The organism is Staphylococcus sp. HMSC063F05 (assembly GCF_001837075.1).
In the GTDB taxonomy this organism is placed as follows: domain Bacteria; phylum Bacillota; class Bacilli; order Staphylococcales; family Staphylococcaceae; genus Staphylococcus; species Staphylococcus epidermidis.
In genome coordinates, this window is sequence record NZ_KV831330.1 from 1 (window position 1) to 18,460 (window position 18,460).

The following is an 18,460-nucleotide window of genomic DNA, read 5'->3' on the forward strand; positions in this document are numbered from 1 at the left end:
ATTTCTTCATAGCTAATCTTAGTATGTTTTATATATAATCTTATTTAAAGTAAGTTTTTTGTTAATAAAACAGGGAATATGTTAGAATAGATGTCCAAATGAATAATAGTTAAATTTAATCAAACAAATAAATTGTAATTTAACCTCCGTTCTAATACAATATGGTTACTATTCATCGACTGTAAGGAGTGAGATGATATGAGAATAGAACGTGTTGATGATACAACAGTAAAATTGTTTATAACATATAGTGACATTGAAGCACGTGGTTTTAGTCGTGAAGACCTATGGAGTAACCGTAAACGTGGTGAAGAATTTTTCTGGTCAATGATGGATGAAATTAATGAAGAAGAGGATTTTGTAGTTGAAGGTCCACTTTGGATTCAAGTACACGCTTTTGAAAAGGGCGTGGAAGTAACAATTTCTAAATCAAAAAATGAAGATGCTATGAATATGTCAGATGATGATACAAATCATCAATTTGATGATCAGGTAAATGAATTATTGGCTCAAACACTTGAAGGTGAAGAAAGTTTAGAAGATTTATTTGAACAACGTAAACAACAAAAGAAAAACCATCAAGATAAACAACAAAGACGTGCGCATAAGCCATCAAATGTGAGAAATATTATAGTGAAGTTTGACGATTTAGAGCAAGTTATCGACTATGCTTATCATAATAATCAAAACACTGATGAATTTGAAGATTTATTATATATGATTGATAATAAATATTATTACTCAATTCATTTTGATGATTCAGTTTCACAAGAGATGATTAACGATAGTTATAGTCAGTTATTGGAGTTTGCATATCCAACTGATAAAACAAATATTTATTTAAACGACTACGCTAAGATTATTATGAGTCACAATGTTACTTCTCAAGTACGTAAATACTTTACTGATACAAACGAATAATAATGATTTAAAAGGTGCCATTGGGCACCTTTTTTTATTTTAAAAAGTAAAACTATGCTGTACTCCGTTATTAATAATGGGGTGAAGAGATGTTAATGGCAATCAATCAGCAAGGTCAGAAAATTTTAGCGCAACATGCAAACAAATTTGATAAATATCAATGTCCTCACTGTAAGTCTGAGGTGATACTCAAACAAGGGATGACTTTAATAGCTCACTTTGCGCATAAAACACGTTTTAATCACCGCTGTTCAAAGTCAGAATCAGTTGAACATTATGAAGCAAAGTTATATTTAGCAAGAATTTATAAAGCATTGAATTTTAACGTGGAAATTGAACCTTATTACAAAGAAGTTTTGCAATATCCAGATATTGTGATCAATCAAGAAAATGCAATTGAAGTTCAATTTTCTAAAATAAGTATCAGTAAAATTATTCGCCGAACAACTGGTTTAAAGCGAATAGGTTTGAATGTGATTTGGATTATTAAAGATGTTCCTTTGAAATATAAATACGTTAAATTATCACCATTTCAAAGTGCTTTTATTCATCCAATTAATAGAACATTAGTAACATGGGATTCCAAAAAGTTTGTATTAATATTATATAGTCAACTTCAACATGTAGGCGGTAAAAATTTTGTTGCTCAAAGAAAAGTTTTAAAATTTGAGGATATAATAAATATGACTTTTCAATCAAATAATGTTCCCAATTTTAGGTTATCTGCTTCTAATATACAACGTTATATAAACTATTGTAGAAAGCGCCACAGTGTTTTAGAACCTACACTCAGTGCCATGTATCAATTAAATATGTATGATTCTGATGTAATTTGTAAATTAGGATATGTTGTACCACATCAAATATATTTAATAACGCATCCAATAGAATGGCAATTAAAATATTTGTTGCTAAGAAGAACATTAAATGACAACGAATTATGTAAACAACTTCTTAGTCAAGTGAAGTTTAGGGTGTTTGCAACGTTTCAATACGACAAACGTCAAATATTAAGTACTATTTTGCGTGAATTTGATTATTTATATGAACACGAAAGCTTAAACGTGCAAAAGTAGTGCTAAAATGAGAAAATTAAGCTATTCAGATTATTAAGGAGGTTTACATTATGAGTCAACAATTAACAAGAGAAGAACAGGAACGTAAATATCCTGAATATACATGGGATTTAACAACTATTTTTAAAAGTGATGAAGCATTTGAAGAAGCTTTTAAAAGTATTGAAGCTAAAATAGGTGAAGAAGAAAAATTTAAAGGTCATCTTGGAGAAAGTGCTGAAACATTATATGAAGCGCTAAGTCTTGAAGACGAGTTAGGTACAAAATTAGAAAAGGTATATGTATACGCACATTTAAAACAAGATCAAGATACTGCAAATGATAAATATACCGGTTTAGAAGCGCGTGCACATCAACTTGTTATTAAATATAGCTCTGCATGGAGTTTTTTAGTACCTGAAATTTTACAACTAGATGAAGCTACTATTCAATCTTTTATCGATTCTAATAATGATTTAAAACGATATGAATTTGATTTGAAATTGATTAATGAGAAACGTCCACATATATTAGATGCGAATACAGAAAAGTTATTAACAGAAGCACAAGACGCACTTTCAACGCCTTCTAATGTATATGGAATGTTCAGCAATGCAGATTTAGAATTTGAAGATGCTATAGATAAAGATGGTCAAGCTTATCCTTTAACACAAGGTACATTTATCAAGTATTTAGAGTCTGATGATCGTGAGTTAAGAGCTTCTGCTTTTAGAAATGTTTATAAAGCATACGGTGCGCATAATAACACGCTAGGTGCTACTTTAGCTGGTGAGGTTAAGAAAAATGTATTTAATGCTAGAACTCATCATTATCGTTCAGCACGTGAAAGAGCTTTAAGTAATAATCATATTCCAGAAGCTGTTTACGATAACTTAATCAAAACGGTCCATAAATACTTACCTTTATTACACAGATACACGAAGCTTAGACAAGAGTTACTAGGTTTAGACGATTTAAAAATGTATGATCTTTATACACCTCTTGTTAAAGATGTCAAATTTGAAATGCCATATGAAGAGGCAAAATCCTGGATGTTAAAAGCACTTGAACCAATGGGAGAAGAATACTTAAACGTGGTTAAGAAAGGTCTAGATAACCGTTGGGTCGATGTATATGAAAATAAAGGTAAACGTTCAGGTGGATATTCATCCGGTGGACATTTAACTAATCCTTTCATTTTACTTAACTGGTCAGACACTGTTTCTGATTTATATACTTTAGTACATGAATTTGGTCACTCTGCACATAGTTACTTTAGTAGACAGAATCAACCATCAAATTTAAGCGATTATACAATCTTTGTCGCTGAGGTAGCATCAACTTGTAATGAGGCTTTACTTAGTGACTACATGGACAAACATTTAGATGATGAACGACGTCTATTGTTACTTAACCAAGAATTAGAACGATTTAGAGCAACACTATTCCGTCAAACAATGTTTGCTGAATTTGAACATAAAATACATCAAATAGAAGAAGCTGGGGAGCCGTTAACGCCAAATCGTATGAATGAAGAATATGCTAAACTGAACAAACTATATTTTGGTGAAGCAGTAGAAACTGACGATGATATTAGTAAAGAATGGTCACGTATTCCTCATTTCTATATGAATTATTATGTATATCAATACGCAACTGGTTATAGTGCAGCACAAAGTTTAAGTCATCAAATTTTAACTGAGGGTCAACCTGCTGTTGAACGATATATCAATGAATTCTTAAAAAAGGGTAGCTCAAACTATCCGATTGAAATATTAAAAAATGCAGGTGTTGACATGACAACACCTCAACCAATAGAGGAAGCTTGTGAAGTATTCGAACAAAAATTAGATGCTTTTGAAAAGTTAATGAAAGCTTAGTAGAATTGAATTCGCTTACAATATGAACAGATTGTGACAATTTGGTTTTATGAATAAACAAGGGTTGAAAAGGATATTTTACCGTGTTATATTATGAACATGAAATTAATCACATAACAAACATACCCCTTTGTTTGAAGTGAAAAATTTCTCCCATCCCCTTTGTTTAGCGTCGTGTAATCAGACACGGCGTTTTTTTATTTGCAAATTTTTAAAGTGAATTTAAAAATTTTTGCTATACATGATATATACATTATTGTGTATATTTTTAATAAAAAATAAATCAGTAAATATTAAAAATCGCCTATGACAACTATTCACGTCATAGGCGATTTTTTAAATTATAGATAACTGAGTTAAACATAAATGTGAATTCTTCTTTTTATACTCGAGAGTCCACGCTATCGTAATTAAGATATAATTTTCAAAATGAAATTTGTATAGCTCTCATCATATCTATCATTAACACTGAGGCATTTTAGATTTCCAAAATTCTCCCTCTGGATATTGCAACTTTTCAACTTTTTGTTGAAGTGTGAGTTTCTTTAATTCTTTATTTAGCAATTTTTCAGGCCATTCATAGATCATTAAAAGTTCTTCCATTGTTACTAGTTGTTTCTTTTGAATGTAGTATTCTAATTTTGGAGGAAGATTTTTCTCTATAGGTTGTCCCATTAACTCATTAATAATGTAAGTATAAATATGATAAGGATATAATCCTTCGACTTTTAAACCTTCTTCATGAACATTTTCGCTGAAAAAAACAAGTGAGGGAGCTTGTTCTATTTCCATTTCTCTTGCAATGTGAAGATCAACTTTCAAGCTGTCAGTCAACTTGTCCTTTTGCAAGTCTTCTTTAAAAACTTGATAGTCAATGCCGGCATTATTAATACAATCAGAAATCATATCTTCGGTAATAATATCACGTTTTGGAATGATTTCATTTTGCATTAAATGTATAAATCTTTCTGCTCTGATACGACCTTGAAGTTCAGCGGCTTTATAGGCAAGTGCAATATTGTCAAAATCTGAAGTACTTTGAGCTTGACACTTAGTTAATACCTTTAAAGAAGGGTTTAAAATATGTCTTATCTTTATATATTTATTATATTCAATTCTTAATTTTGATAAGATTGCAGATAATTTAAAACAATCTTTGCTAAAAGGATCAAAAAAAGAATAGATTTCTATTTTGCTAACAGGTGATAGATTAGTATCTTCACGACTCTTATTCTCCATGATTCTTAATTCTTCAGCCATGTATTTTCACCTACAATTAAATTTAGGAATTTACCATGTGATTTGCAGTAAGTCTTAATCGCTCAAACAAGTAATCGCCTACACCCGCAGGAAGTTGGGCGTGTTGAATAGCAGTATGCATGTTCTCAAGCCATGCATCACGTTCATACTCGCTAATTGTAAATTCCATATGTCTTCGTTTTAACATGGGATGACCATGTTCTTGTGTATATAAGTCAGGACCTCCAAGAAACTGTGTCAAAAATTGTTTCTGCTTTCGACTGGTTTCCTTGAAATCGCCTGGGAATAAATGATTGATACGAGAATCTTTCTCGACAAGTTGATAGAAATGATCAATCATTTGATACAAGGCTTTTTGACCAATCAACTCATATGGTGTTTTAGACATAATATCACCGTGTTCCATTAATATATATCTAATATAACATGAATTTTTACATTTAAAAGTAATTTGCCTTATCGACAACTGTTAATCTTTATCACTTGCATTTTGTTTTTCTTGAAAAAAACGTTGCACTTTATTCAAGGGTTTTTGATGTTGAAGATTAAAATGTTGAAGTAAACTTTTAAATTTTGAATACCCTTCATCATAAGAATGAACTTCAAACTCTAATTCATAATCAGTTTTGCCGAGATATTCACTCTTATCTAATACTAGTAATTCATTTTGATATTCGGTTTCTAAACGATAGGTAGTTAAGTTTCCTAGCACTTTAAGCTCATTTTCTAAAATATTAAAGTCCTGTTCTAAAATATTTCTAATATCATTGGGTAATTGGGAAAGTTGAAGTGACATATCAAGTTTAGGTTCTATATTTACTGAGTGATTATATTCTGTCAATCCAACTTCAGCAGGAACTTTTAAAGTCATTTCATACATATAATCTTTGACCCTTATACGCAAAGCAGCCTGATGCTGTTTTAATTTAAAATTCTCTGTGTCGATATAGAAATTAGTTTGCTTAAAAGGTGATTGATTTTTGAAATAGAGTTCATAGATTTTTGAGTAAGTATCTTGATTTAGTATTTGTTTAAATTCAATCTCATTATTCGTAGACATAAAAGTCACCTCTATCATGTTTTAGCTATTGTAAATTTAGCACGTCTTATTATGACGAATTTTGATTTATAATTAAAGTCAAACACTATAAGTAAAAGTTGAAACTTAAATTTACTAGGTTAGTTACATGATAAAAAGATTGTGGTGATCACTAAATCATCATAAAAGTATGAGTAATGATAACAGTAAAAACATGAGAGACTAGAAGATTTTTCTGTGAGTTGTAGCGTGTTTTGATAGGTTGTAATATGTTAAACTAGTATGGAATAAGGAGGAAACAAGCATGCGTATTTACATAAATGAAATTAAATTAAAAGATGATGGCGTTTATTGCTTCTCAGAAGAATCTACAGAGGGACTAGAAGAGGTAGGTCAAATGCTTGTTGATAGTGATAATTATGGTTTTGCTTATCTTTTAGATGATGGACAATCATATTCATATTTGATTTTTGTTCAGGAAACATGGTCGATGTTGCATGAGAATAGAGATAAACGAATCATTATTAATAATCATTTAGAACTAAAGCATTTCCAAGAAGAATTAGATTATGTTTTGAATAACATAGAAGGAAACAATAACTATGGTAAGGAGTTTGTTTCAGCTGTTGAAAAAACTTTCGAACTAGAGTGAAGCGGAGTGAAACAAAATGAACCAGTGGGATCAATTTTTAACGCCATATAAGCAAGCTGTTGATGAGTTAAAAGTAAAACTTAAAGGATTAAGAAAACAATATGAAGTGGGAGAACATAATTCACCAATTGAATTTGTGACTGGAAGGGTAAAACCTATTTCAAGCGTTATAGACAAAGCGAACAAAAGGGGTATCCCTTTTGATTGTTTACATGAAGAAATGTACGATATAGCTGGTCTTAGAATTATGTGTCAATTCGTGGATGATATTGACATAGTTGTTGATATATTAAGACAACGTCAAGATTTCAAGGTTATAGAAGAAAGAGATTACATTCGAAATACAAAAGCAAGTGGCTATCGTTCTTATCACGTGATTATTAAATATCCTATTGAAACACTAAGTGGACAAAAGCACATCTTGGCTGAAATTCAAATCAGAACCTTAGCAATGAACTTCTGGGCTACAATCGAACATACATTAAGGTATAAATATGATGGGGCATACCCAGATGAGATTCAACATCGTTTAGAAAGAGCAGCAGAAGCGGCATATTTATTAGATGAAGAAATGTCCGAAATTAAAGATGAAATTCAAGAAGCTCAAAAGTATTACACGCAAAAACGTGCTAAGAAACATGAAAATGATTAATGAGGTGTAAATCATGCGTTATACAATCCTTACTAAAGGTGATTCAAAATCGAATGCATTAAAGCATAAAATGATCAATCATATGAAAGATTTTCAAATGGTAGAAGATAGCGAAAATCCTGAAATTGTCATTTCAGTTGGGGGAGATGGAACGTTACTACAAGCTTTCCATCAATATAGTCATATGTTATCCAAAGTTGCTTTTGTCGGGATACACACCGGTCATTTAGGATTTTATGCAGATTGGTTACCTCATGAAGTTGAAAAGCTTATTATTGAAATTAATAATTCGGAGTTTCAAGTTATTGAATATCCACTTTTAGAATTAATAGTCAGGTATAACGATAATGGTTATGAAACGAGATACCTTGCTTTAAATGAAGCAACAATGAAAACTGAAAATGGCTCAACATTGGTTGTAGACGTCAATATAAGAGGTAAACATTTCGAACGATTTAGAGGAGATGGGTTGTGTATATCTACACCTTCGGGTTCGACAGCTTATAATAAAGCTTTAGGTGGTGCGCTCATACATCCATCACTTGAAGCGATGCAAATTGCTGAAATTGCATCTATTAATAATAGAGTGTTTAGAACAGTAGGCTCGCCATTAGTACTTCCTAAACATCATACGTGTTTAATTACGCCGGTAAATCACGATACGATTAGAACCACAATCGATCATGTTAGCATTAAGCACAAAAACGTCAATGCAATACAGTATAGAGTTGCTAATGAGAAAGTGCGTTTTGCCAGATTTCGTCCATTTCCGTTTTGGAAAAGGGTACATGACTCATTTATTTCTAGTGATGATGAACGATGATTTTAACATATCAAATTGTACAGTCAGAACCAGTGAAAACTTTTTTGAAAAATCAAGATTATTCTAAACGCACGTTGAGCGCCATTAAATTAAATGGCGCTTTACTATTAAACGGTTCACCTGTAACTGTCAGACATGTTATGAACAAAGGTGATAGATTAGAAGTTCATTTTCCATGTGAAACACCAAGTGAGAATTTGATTCCATACGATAAGGAATTAGAAGTCATTTATGAGGATGCGTATTTGATAATTGTAAACAAGCCACAAATGCAAAATTGTGCACCTTCTAGAGAACATCCCCATGGCAGTTTAGTAGAACAAGTGCTTGCTTATTATACAAAAAAAGGCGAAAAAATAAATCCTCATATTGTGACTCGACTTGATCGAAATACTTCAGGTTTAGTTGTATTTGCTAAATTTGGGCATGTACATCATTTGTTTTCAAAGGTGAAATTTAAAAAAGAATATGTCGCCTTAGCCTATGGCCATACACAATCTTCAGGTGTTATTGAAGCGCCAATTGCAAGGCGGAGTGATAGTATCATTAAACGAGAAGTTAATGATAAGGGGAAGTATGCAAAAACAGTCTATCAAAGGCTTATGCAAAATGAGACTGCTAGTTTATGTAAGGTTAAATTGCTTACTGGAAGAACGCATCAAATTCGAGTTCACTTTGAGTATATTGGACATCCATTAATTGGTGATGATTTGTACGGTGGAAATCATCCTTGCGTTCATGGACAAGCGTTACATTGCTGTTCAGTTGAATTTATCCACCCCATATATAGATCTCATTACCTAATAAATGTTGACTACAAACAATTAATTAAATTATTCAACATGGTATAATAAATATGTTTTGGAGGTGTTAACATGTCTAACGAAACTGAAATGAAAGACAACGTTCGTGAAGACGTATATGATAAAGAATTATTTGATCGATTATTAGATCAAAATGATATAGATGAATTCAGAAAAGAATTTTTAGAATTACATAACTATGAACAAAGTGAATACTTTGAAGATACGGATGATGAAAATAGACAAAAAATATTTGAGTTTTTATCACCCAAAGAAGTAGCAAATTTCTTTGATCAATTAGACTTTGATGACGATGATTATGAGAGCCTTTTTGATAATATGGACGCTACCTATGCTAGTCATGTCTTAGAGGAAATGTCTTACGATAATGCAGTAGATATTTTAAATGAGTTATCTAAACCTAAAGTGGCGAGTTTGCTAACATTAATGAACAAAGATAAAGCTAATGAAATCAAAGCTTTATTACATTATGAAGAAGATACTGCCGGCGGTATAATGACTACGGAGTTTATCTCTTTAAAATCAACTACACCTGTTAAAGAAGCGTTAATTCACGTAAAAGAACAAGCGCCTGATGCTGAAACAATATATGTCATATTCGCAGTAAATGAAGATGAACAACTTGTTGGTGTTCTATCACTTAGAGATCTTATTGTAGCTGAGAATGATGCATACATTGAAGATGTTATGAGTGAACGTGTCATCAGTGCTAATGTCGGTGATGACCAAGAAGATATTGCTCAATTAATGAGAGACTATGATTTTATAGCTGTTCCAGTTGTAGATTATCAAAATCATTTACTAGGTATTATTACTATTGATGATATCCTGGATGTTATGGATGAAGAAGCAAGTGAAGACTACTCACGATTAGCTGGGGTATCTGACATAGATTCTACAAGTGACTCAGTGTTTAAAACGGCGAGTAAAAGGTTACCATGGCTCATTGTATTAACATTTTTGGGTATGATTACTGCTACAATATTAGGTAGTTTTGAAGATACTTTATCTCAAGTGGCATTACTTGCAGCATTTATTCCAATTATAAGTGGTATGTCAGGAAATTCTGGTACACAATCATTAGCCGTTTCTGTCCGTAATATATCTACTGGGGAAATAAATGAACAGAGTAAATTTAAGATTGCATTGCGAGAAGCGGGAAGTGGTTTATTATCTGGTATTGTATGTGCAGTTATCCTTTTCCTAATTATTGTCGTCATATTCAGACAACCGTTATTAGCTTTAATAGTAGGTGGAAGTTTGACATGCGCAATGACAGTAGGTACATTAGTTGGTTCAATGATTCCTTTAGTAATGAACAAATGTAAAATTGATCCTGCTGTTGCAAGTGGTCCTTTTATTACAACAATTAATGACATTGTGAGTATGCTTATTTATTTCGGATTAGCTACATCATTCATGTCATACCTAACATAAGGAGGTCATATGGAATTCTTATCTTTAGTTATAGTCGTCGTAGCTGCATTTATGACTCCGATCATTGTGCATCGTTTTAATATAAACTTTCTTCCTGTTGTTGTAGCTGAAATATTGATGGGGATAGTGATAGGTCACTCTTTTCTCAATTTAGTGGAAAGAGATGCATTCCTTAATATTTTATCTACGCTTGGGTTTATCTTTTTAATGTTTTTAAGTGGTCTAGAAATTGACTTTAATGCATTTAAAAAGGATTCACGTCCAAGACAAGGAGAAGATAAACATGAAAAGGATGTACCTGGGCATCTTAAACTGGCACTGACAGTATTTGCATTTATTATGATGATTTCGGTTGTTTTAGCTTTTGCATTTAAATGGTTAGGATTAGTTAATGATGTCCTTTTAATGGTGATCATCATTTCATCAATTTCTTTAGGAGTTGTAGTACCAACCCTTAAAGAAATGAACATTATGCGTACAACGATAGGACAATTTATTTTACTAGTAGCTGTATTAGCAGATTTATTTACCATGATTTTACTAACTGTTTATGGTGCTATTTATGGTGAAGGTGGTAGTACAATATGGCTTACAGGTATTTTAGTCGTATTTACAGTTGTCTTTTATGTAATCGGTGTGTTATTTAAACGTATGTCCTTCTTACAAAAGTTAATGGATGGTACAACGCAAATAGGTATAAGAGCAGTATTTGCACTTATTATTTTATTAGTAGCACTTGCTGAAGGTGTTGGTGCTGAATACATATTAGGTGCATTTCTTGCCGGTGTCGTTGTTTCTTTACTTAAACCTAATGAAGAGATGGTCGAAAAATTAGATTCCTTTGGTTATGGTTTCTTTATTCCAATTTTCTTTATCATGGTAGGTGTCGATTTAGATATCCCAAGTTTAATTAAAGAACCATCGTTGTTACTTATTATACCTGTACTCATTTTTTCATTTATTATTTCAAAATTGATACCAGTATTTTACATTAGACGCTGGTTTGACACTAAAACTACCATTGCATCTGCTTTCTTACTTACATCAACTTTATCACTTGTTATAGCTGCGGCTAAAATTGCTGAAAAATTAAAAGCGATTTCTCCGGAAACTTCAGGCATTTTAATTCTTAGTGCTGTGATTACATGTGTCTTCGTACCCGTGATATTCAAGAAGATGTTCCCAATTCCTAATGAAGTGGGACGCCGCATAGAAGTAAGTATGATTGGAAAGAATCAATTAACTATTCCAATAGCACAAAATTTAACTTCTCAATTATATGATATTTCTTTATACTATCGAAAAGATTTGAGTGATAGTAGAAAGCTCTCTGACGATATTACTATGATAGAAATAGCAGATTACGAAGAAGATTTATTAGAACGCTTGGGACTTTTCGAGCGAGATATTGTTGTATGTTCTACAAATGATGACCATATAAATAAAAGCGTTGCGTTAATGGCTAAAAAACATGGTGTTAAACGTGTTATATGTCGACTCGAAAGCACAAACGAAGATCCGACATTGAAACATCAAGGTATAGAGGTGTTTAGTAATTATTTAAGTAATAAAATCTTACTAAAAAGTTTAATAGAAACACCTAATATGCTGAATTTATTAAGTAATGTAGAAACATCTCTATATGAAATTCAAATGTTAAATTATCAGTATGAAAATATTCAATTACGTAATTTCCCATTTGGTGGCGATATTATTTTTGTTCGTATTATAAGAGATAACGATTCAATCGTACCTCATGGTGATACACAGTTACGATATAAAGATCGTTTGATTGTGACGGGAACTAAAGAATATGTAGATGAATTAAAGCAAGAATTGGAATTTTATTATTAAACACGGCATTGTTTATATACTATCAGGTTTCGATTATGTACGTTATTGTTAGTATTTATCTAAGATAAAAAGTTAAATGTATTTTAATAAGCTTCATAACTTAGAATAAATTGTTTAAAAGTTTTGTTTCTATGTTGACGTCGCTTTTCTGATAACAAAAAGTATTAAGCACTTTTAGTCAGTTGCTTAATACTTTTTTTAACATCAAAAGGCTACTCTTCTAATGTTGAAATTATAGTGAAAAGTATTTTAAGTAGATATGATTGTTTCCAAAAAAGTATCATGTAATTGTGGAGCGGGTGGGTCACAAGGACTTGCTTATGATTCTCGGATATAATTCTTTTCAGCCGTTATTGTAGCTAGTGGAGAACAAATTAGATTTAATATGCGAAAATTCGTTGGCGTTGACATAGTAAATTCAACTAAAGGATTAGGTACGAGTTAAAAAATTGACTGGGTTGGTCATCAAATTGACAAAGGAATTGATAAATACATTGATTTTAACACTGGTTAGTAGAGAAATGCAAAGATAGACAAATAATTAATGACTGAGGATAAAGATATAAAACAAACATACTTTCCTCATTTTGATACCATAGCCACCAACTTTTTACTTGTGTTCTATTTCTAATATTTAATTCTTTCATAATTTCTTTTGTTGAAAATTCTGCTGCTTTCATTTCAACGGCTTTATACTTTGTTTCTACTGAATAAGAAGCTCTTTATTTTGGAGCAACAGGTGTTTTAAGCTATCGAAAATTTTTCCCATTTATTTATAATTTGTTTCAAAAAGGATACTTTGAAAATTCACTAACAATTATTGGCAGTGGTTTAAATGAGTTAACTACTGATGAATTTAGAGAAAAAGTCAAAAATGCTATTCAAAATAATATTGAAAACTCAAAGGAAATTGGTGCGTTTTTAAAACGTTTATTTTATAAACAACAGGACGCTAATAGTAAAGATAGCTACCAAAAATTTTTGGAAATGAGTTTAGAACTAGATGATAAGTTTGACCTAAAAGAAAATCGATTGTTCTATCTTGCAATGTCCCCTAAATTTTTGGAGTTGCAACAAACCACTTGAAAGAGTCTGGATTAACGAACGTAAAAGGGTTAATGCGAATAATTATAGAAAAACCATTTGGTGATGATTTAAAATCTGCAAAAAAATTAAATAATCAAATAAGTAAGTCTTTTAAAGAAGAAGAAATATTTGGAATTGGTCACTATTTAAGTAAAGAAATGATTCAAAATATTGAACGTCTACGATTTTGAAACACTATATTTGAACCACTTTGGAATAATAAGTATATTTCCAATATACAAGCAACTTCTTCAGAAACGATTAGTATAGAATATCGTGGTGGTTACTACGAATCAAGCGGCGCCCTAAAATTCATGGTTCAAAATCATTTATTACAAATGGTTTAATTACTTGCAATAGAACCTCCAATTAGTAGAAAAAGTAGTGATATAAGAAAAGAAAAAGTTCAAGTCTTAAGATCCTTGAAATGTTTTAATCCAAATGAAATTAAAGAAAGTTTCGTACGTGGTCAATATGATGGGGGAATGATGAATAATGAGTTCGTTCCTGCATATAGAAATGAACCTAATGTAAATTCACAATCTAATACTGAAACTTTTGTAGCAGGTAAAATAGAAATTGAAAACTCTAAATGGGCTAGTGTTACATTTTATATTCGTACAGAAAAAAGAATGAAAAAAATCTATCCAAATCGTTATAGAGTTTAAAAAATCCAATGCAATTTTATTATAGTAATTGTGAACAGAATGTATCAAACTTATTAGTCATCAACGTACAACCTAATGAAGGATTTTCTTTATGTGTGAATGGTAAGAAAAGTAATCAAAATAATGAAATGCAAAAAGTGAAGCTTTCTTATACTATGCCGATTAAAGATAAAATGAACACAGTTGATGCATATGAAAATCTTATTTACGATACATTAATTGGAGAACAAACAAAATTTACTCATTGGGAAGAATTAAAAATTCTTGGAAATTTATTGATGATATTGAAAATGTATGGAAACAAGAATAGCCACAGTTTCCTAATTATGCCTTTGGATGCTATGGGCCTAAAGAAAGTGAAAAATTACTTAGTGAAGACGGATTGAATTGGTGGAATAATTTGTAATATAAAAGACCTAAAGTTGTCGTGTTTTGAATGAGTAGTTAATCCTTAATTAATATGCAATAATCAATGTTATAAAGTTTATAAAGGGAGGACAATTAATGGATTTTATTAATATTACAGGTGCTTCACAAAATAACTTGAAAAACATAGATGTAAATATCCCAAAACACTTAGTAACGGTATTTACAGGTCGTTCTGGTTCAGGGAAATCATCTTTAGTGTTTAATACTGTTGCTGCGGAGTCTGAACAGCTACTAAATGAAAGTTATTCTAGTTATATTCAATTTCATTTAAATCAACAACCCAGACCGAAAGTAAAGAAAATTAAAAATCTTCCTGTAGCAATGACGATTAATCAGAAAAGATTCAATGGGAATTCTCGCTCCACGGTAGGAACAGTTTCAGATATATATGCTTCTGTTAGATTACTGTGGTCTAGAATAGGCGAACCGTTTGTTGGTTATTCAGATGCATATTCCTTCAATAGTCCTAAGGGCATGTGTAAAACTTGTGAGGGATTAGGATATATTGAAGACATTAACTTAGATGAATTGCTAGATTGGGATAAGTCTTTAAATGAAGGTGCAATAGACTTTCCTTCTTTTGGACCAGACAAAGAGCGTGGTAAAGCCTATCGAGATAGTGGTTTATTTGATAATAATAAAAAATTGAAAGATTATACAAAAGATGAATTAGAATTGTTTTTATATCAAGAGCCAATGACATTAAAAAATCCTCCTAAAGAATGGAGAAAGTCAGCTAAATATGTAGGACTAATACCTAGATTCAGTAGAATATTTTTAGGTGATAAAGAATTTAATAAGAAACGCTACGCCAAACATCTTAAAAATGTAGTAAATAATAAAATCTGTTCAACATGTAAAGGTCAACGTCTAAACTCGAAAATATTAAGTTCTAAAATTATGAGTAAAAATATTTCTGATTTCACACAAATGACAATTAAGGAAAATTTAGAGTTTCTTAATAAATTAGAGGATCCAACAGCCAAATATATTATTGATCCTCTCAAAAAGCAGTTAGAAGCACTAGAATATATTGGATTAAGTTATTTAACGCTTAACCGTGTAACAACGACATTATCAGGCGGTGAAGCGCAACGGCTTAAATTAATACGTCATTTAAATAGTTCTTTATCGGATTTAGTTTACATTATAGATGAACCAAGTGTTGGCTTGCATCCGGAAGATATAGCTAAAATCAATGAAATTTTAAAATCATTAAAAGAAAAAGGTAATACTGTGTTAATTGTTGAACATGATCCCGATGTCATTAAAGAAGGAGACTATATCATAGATATGGGGCCAGGTTCAGGAAAAAACGGCGGTGAAATCACATTTGAAGGAACATATAATGAATTACTATCTTCAAATACTTCGACAGGTAACGCATTACGTAACAAACATAATTTAAAAGAGAATATTCGTGAAGCTAACCACTTTTATAATATCGGTCCTGTGACACAAAACAATTTAAATAACGTAAAAACGTCTATACCTAAACACGTATTAACAGTCTTAACAGGTGTTGCTGGTTCAGGTAAGAGTACCCTTGTTAAAGCAGGTTTTGAAAATAATGACCATACCATCTTTATTGATCAAAAAGCAGTTCAAGGATCTAATAGATCTAATCTATTAACGTATTTAGGTGTTTTTGATAGTGTAAGAAGCTATTTCAGTAAAGAAACAGGCTTAAATAAAGCTATGTTTAGTTATAATTCAAAAGGTGCCTGTCCAAATTGTGGTGGAAAGGGCTATATTAAAACGGAACTTGCTTTTATGGGTGATTTTTCACAGACATGTGAAGTTTGTCATGGCAAACGTTATAAACAAGAAGTATTAGATGCTACCATAGACGGGTATTCAATTGCCGATGTTCTCAATTTGACGGTTGACGAAGGTATCATTTTCTTTGATAAAAAGAATGATATTAAGTCAAAATTACAATCTGTAAGTAAGACAGGTTTGAATTATATGTCACTAGGACAACCTTTGTCCACTTTGTCTGGTGGAGAGATTCAACGCGTGAAACTAGGACAACATTTAGATGAAGAGATAAAGAATAGTATTTTTATTTTTGACGAACCAACTACAGGCCTACATGAATCGGATATCCCTATATTGATGGAGTGTTTTGATGATTTAATTGATCAAAACAATACTGTTATTTTGATTGAACATAATTTATCGATTATGTGTGAAGCAGATTGGATCATCGATGTCGGCCCAGGCCCAGGGTTGGATGGCGGAAAGGTCCAATTTAGTGGAACACCTAAAAACTTCATTGATAGTTCAGAAACATTGACATCTAAACACTTGAAACGCTATATCAAACAGTAAAAATAGAAGAGTTGGATGAGTTTATATTTATTATATTCAATCAACTCTTTTCTCATCCTAGGTTCTTTCAATATAAAAATGTTGAACATCATAACAAGAAATTTTATACATCTAAAGATTTAGCTTTATCTGTTATTTGAGGAAAATGGAAAACACCTATCATATATCAGTTATTACAAACAGAAGTTTTACGACTTAGTGTTTTTGAAAAATTGTTGCCTGAGATTAATTAAAGAATGCTTATTAGACAGCTTAGAGAATTAGAGCATGATGAAATTATTGAAAGAATTGTCAATTCAGTAGTTCCACAAAAGTTGAGTATAAGTAAACGAACATAGGAAAACACTAGATAAAGTAGTTTATGCAATTTGTGATTGGGGGGATGAATTTCTGGAAAAAATTTCTAAATATAAAAATGTTAAAATTTAAATATATATGTAAAAGACGCCTCAACTTTGAATGAGTTATTCAAAGTAAGGCGTCTTTATCTATATGTTATTGTGGTTTTAAAATGACTTTAACATTATTATCTTTTTTCTGATCAAAGATATCATAACTTCTTTTACATCTTTTAAAGGCATAGTATGAGTGATAATTTCTGTTGGATCAAAGACTTTATTTTAATCATGTCATAAAGTTTTGGCATCATATGAATAACTGGCGCTTGTCCACTTTTCACTTGAACATTTCTATTAAATATTAAGTCTAATTGGGAGTTATCAGCTGCAGTTCCATAGACACCTATCAATTGGATTGTTCCATATTTTCTCACTGATTCTGTTGCCGTAACAATTGGGCTGATATTTCCTCTCTGTATTGAATTTGAGCTAACTTCTAAGTCATCTTGAACTACTTGTTCATCTATTCCGACACAATCTATAACAACATCTGCACCACCGCGTGTTGTTTCATGTAATAGTTTTCCTACGTCATCTTCTTTTAAAAAATTATAAACCTCAGCACCGTTATATTTCTCGGTATGAGCTAATCTATGCTCAACATGATCAATGGCAATGACACGTCTGGCACTTTTTAATTTTGCAAACCTTTGTGCTTTTTAGTAATTTAAACTGCTCAAATATCTATAACTAAACGAAGAAATAAAAATACCAAACTACATCCTATTGTATAGATTTTTTGCATTATATATATAAAATTAGAAAAGTAAAATTTAATGATTGTTGGTTATGCGAGAGTATCATCTATAAAACAAAATTTAGAAAGACAGCTAGCTAATTTGTAAACATTTGGCTTAGAAAAAATATTTACAGAAAAAGATCGGGAAAGTCAGTAGAAAACAGACCTATATTTCAAGAAGCACTTAATTTTGTGAGAATGGGAGATAGATTTGTTGTAGAGTCTATTGACCGTTTGGGACGGAATTATGATGAAGTGATTCATACCGTTAATTATTTAAAAGACAAAGAGGTTCAATTGATGATTACCAGTTTGCCTAGGATGGATGAAGTCATTGGCAAGCCATTACTGTATATAGAAAGCCATGCGCTATGTGTATGGTTCAGAAAAGGTTTTACCGTTATCTAAA

Annotated in this window: 14 protein-coding genes and 3 pseudogenes; 13 read left to right on the top strand and 4 right to left on the bottom strand. The window is 31.3% G+C overall.

What is annotated here, in order from left to right:
* Positions 1 to 198: 198 nt before the first annotated feature.
* The 3 genes from mecA (at position 199) to pepF (ending at position 3,856) form a co-directional block, all read left to right on the top strand.
* A complete protein-coding gene (gene mecA, locus HMPREF2576_RS04240; protein ID WP_001829308.1) occupies positions 199 to 921 on the top strand; it encodes an adaptor protein MecA in 723 nt (240 codons plus the stop codon).
* A 95-nt stretch (positions 922 to 1,016) separates the two neighbouring features.
* The gene (locus tag HMPREF2576_RS04245; protein ID WP_002497572.1) at positions 1,017 to 1,997 is read left to right on the top strand and encodes a competence protein CoiA; all 981 of its coding nucleotides are present in this window, start codon (positions 1,017 to 1,019) and stop codon (positions 1,995 to 1,997) included.
* A gap of 50 nt (positions 1,998 to 2,047) precedes the next feature.
* Positions 2,048 to 3,856, top strand: coding sequence for an oligoendopeptidase F (pepF, locus tag HMPREF2576_RS04250; RefSeq protein WP_002484757.1), 1,809 nt, complete (start codon positions 2,048 to 2,050; stop codon positions 3,854 to 3,856).
* Positions 3,857 to 4,318: 462 nt separating this feature from the next.
* Here pepF and yjbH read toward each other — a convergent pair whose 3' ends face one another.
* From yjbH to HMPREF2576_RS04265, 3 genes are all read right to left on the bottom strand, one after another.
* On the bottom strand, positions 4,319 to 5,116 hold the full coding sequence (yjbH, locus tag HMPREF2576_RS04255; RefSeq protein ID WP_070856570.1) for a protease adaptor protein YjbH: 798 nt from the start codon (positions 5,114 to 5,116) through the stop codon (positions 4,319 to 4,321).
* A 22-nt stretch (positions 5,117 to 5,138) separates the two neighbouring features.
* A complete protein-coding gene (locus tag HMPREF2576_RS04260; protein WP_002467876.1) occupies positions 5,139 to 5,504 on the bottom strand; it encodes a truncated hemoglobin YjbI in 366 nt (121 codons plus the stop codon).
* An 81-nt stretch (positions 5,505 to 5,585) separates the two neighbouring features.
* Complete coding sequence (locus HMPREF2576_RS04265) at positions 5,586 to 6,176, bottom strand: CYTH domain-containing protein (RefSeq protein WP_001829273.1); 591 nt, start codon at positions 6,174 to 6,176, stop codon at positions 5,586 to 5,588.
* Positions 6,177 to 6,459: 283 nt separating this feature from the next.
* Between HMPREF2576_RS04265 and HMPREF2576_RS04270 the strand changes: the two genes are divergently transcribed.
* The 9 genes and pseudogenes from HMPREF2576_RS04270 (at position 6,460) to HMPREF2576_RS12445 (ending at position 17,252) form a co-directional block, all read left to right on the top strand.
* Positions 6,460 to 6,807, top strand: a complete 348-nt coding sequence (locus tag HMPREF2576_RS04270; RefSeq protein ID WP_001829330.1) for a UPF0738 family protein — start codon at positions 6,460 to 6,462, stop codon at positions 6,805 to 6,807.
* Between the two features lie 16 nt (positions 6,808 to 6,823).
* Positions 6,824 to 7,459, top strand: coding sequence for a GTP diphosphokinase (locus HMPREF2576_RS04275; protein ID WP_001829266.1), 636 nt, complete (start codon positions 6,824 to 6,826; stop codon positions 7,457 to 7,459).
* A 13-nt stretch (positions 7,460 to 7,472) separates the two neighbouring features.
* Positions 7,473 to 8,282, top strand: a complete 810-nt coding sequence (locus HMPREF2576_RS04280; RefSeq protein ID WP_001829306.1) for an NAD kinase — start codon at positions 7,473 to 7,475, stop codon at positions 8,280 to 8,282.
* Positions 8,279 to 9,133 carry an RluA family pseudouridine synthase gene (locus tag HMPREF2576_RS04285; RefSeq protein ID WP_001829311.1) on the top strand — a complete coding sequence of 285 codons (855 nt, stop codon included), beginning with the start codon at positions 8,279 to 8,281 and terminating at the stop codon, positions 9,131 to 9,133. Before HMPREF2576_RS04280 ends, HMPREF2576_RS04285 begins: the two co-directional genes overlap by 4 nt.
* 24 nt (positions 9,134 to 9,157) lie before the next feature.
* Positions 9,158 to 10,543 carry a magnesium transporter gene (mgtE, locus tag HMPREF2576_RS04290; protein ID WP_001829287.1) on the top strand — a complete coding sequence of 462 codons (1,386 nt, stop codon included), beginning with the start codon at positions 9,158 to 9,160 and terminating at the stop codon, positions 10,541 to 10,543.
* Positions 10,544 to 10,552: 9 nt separating this feature from the next.
* On the top strand, positions 10,553 to 12,397 hold the full coding sequence (locus tag HMPREF2576_RS04295; RefSeq protein WP_070856569.1) for a monovalent cation:proton antiporter family protein: 1,845 nt from the start codon (positions 10,553 to 10,555) through the stop codon (positions 12,395 to 12,397).
* Positions 12,398 to 13,123: 726 nt separating this feature from the next.
* Positions 13,124 to 14,557 (top strand): annotated as a pseudogene (gene zwf / locus HMPREF2576_RS12625) (glucose-6-phosphate dehydrogenase); the annotation flags it as partial.
* Positions 14,558 to 14,655: 98 nt separating this feature from the next.
* Entirely contained in the window at positions 14,656 to 16,914 is a 2,259-nt protein-coding gene (locus tag HMPREF2576_RS04325) for an ATP-binding cassette domain-containing protein (protein ID WP_001829332.1), read from the top strand.
* A gap of 236 nt (positions 16,915 to 17,150) precedes the next feature.
* The gene (locus HMPREF2576_RS12445; protein ID WP_002494359.1) at positions 17,151 to 17,252 is read left to right on the top strand and encodes a winged helix-turn-helix transcriptional regulator; all 102 of its coding nucleotides are present in this window, start codon (positions 17,151 to 17,153) and stop codon (positions 17,250 to 17,252) included.
* Positions 17,253 to 17,409: 157 nt separating this feature from the next.
* Here the strand turns inward: HMPREF2576_RS12445 and HMPREF2576_RS11575 are convergent.
* A pseudogene (locus tag HMPREF2576_RS11575) lies at positions 17,410 to 17,968 on the bottom strand (zinc-binding dehydrogenase); the annotation flags it as partial.
* Between the two features lie 120 nt (positions 17,969 to 18,088).
* Between HMPREF2576_RS11575 and HMPREF2576_RS12300 the strand changes: the two are divergent.
* Positions 18,089 to 18,402: pseudogene (locus HMPREF2576_RS12300) on the top strand (recombinase family protein); the annotation flags it as partial.
* Positions 18,403 to 18,460: the final 58 nt, after the last annotated feature.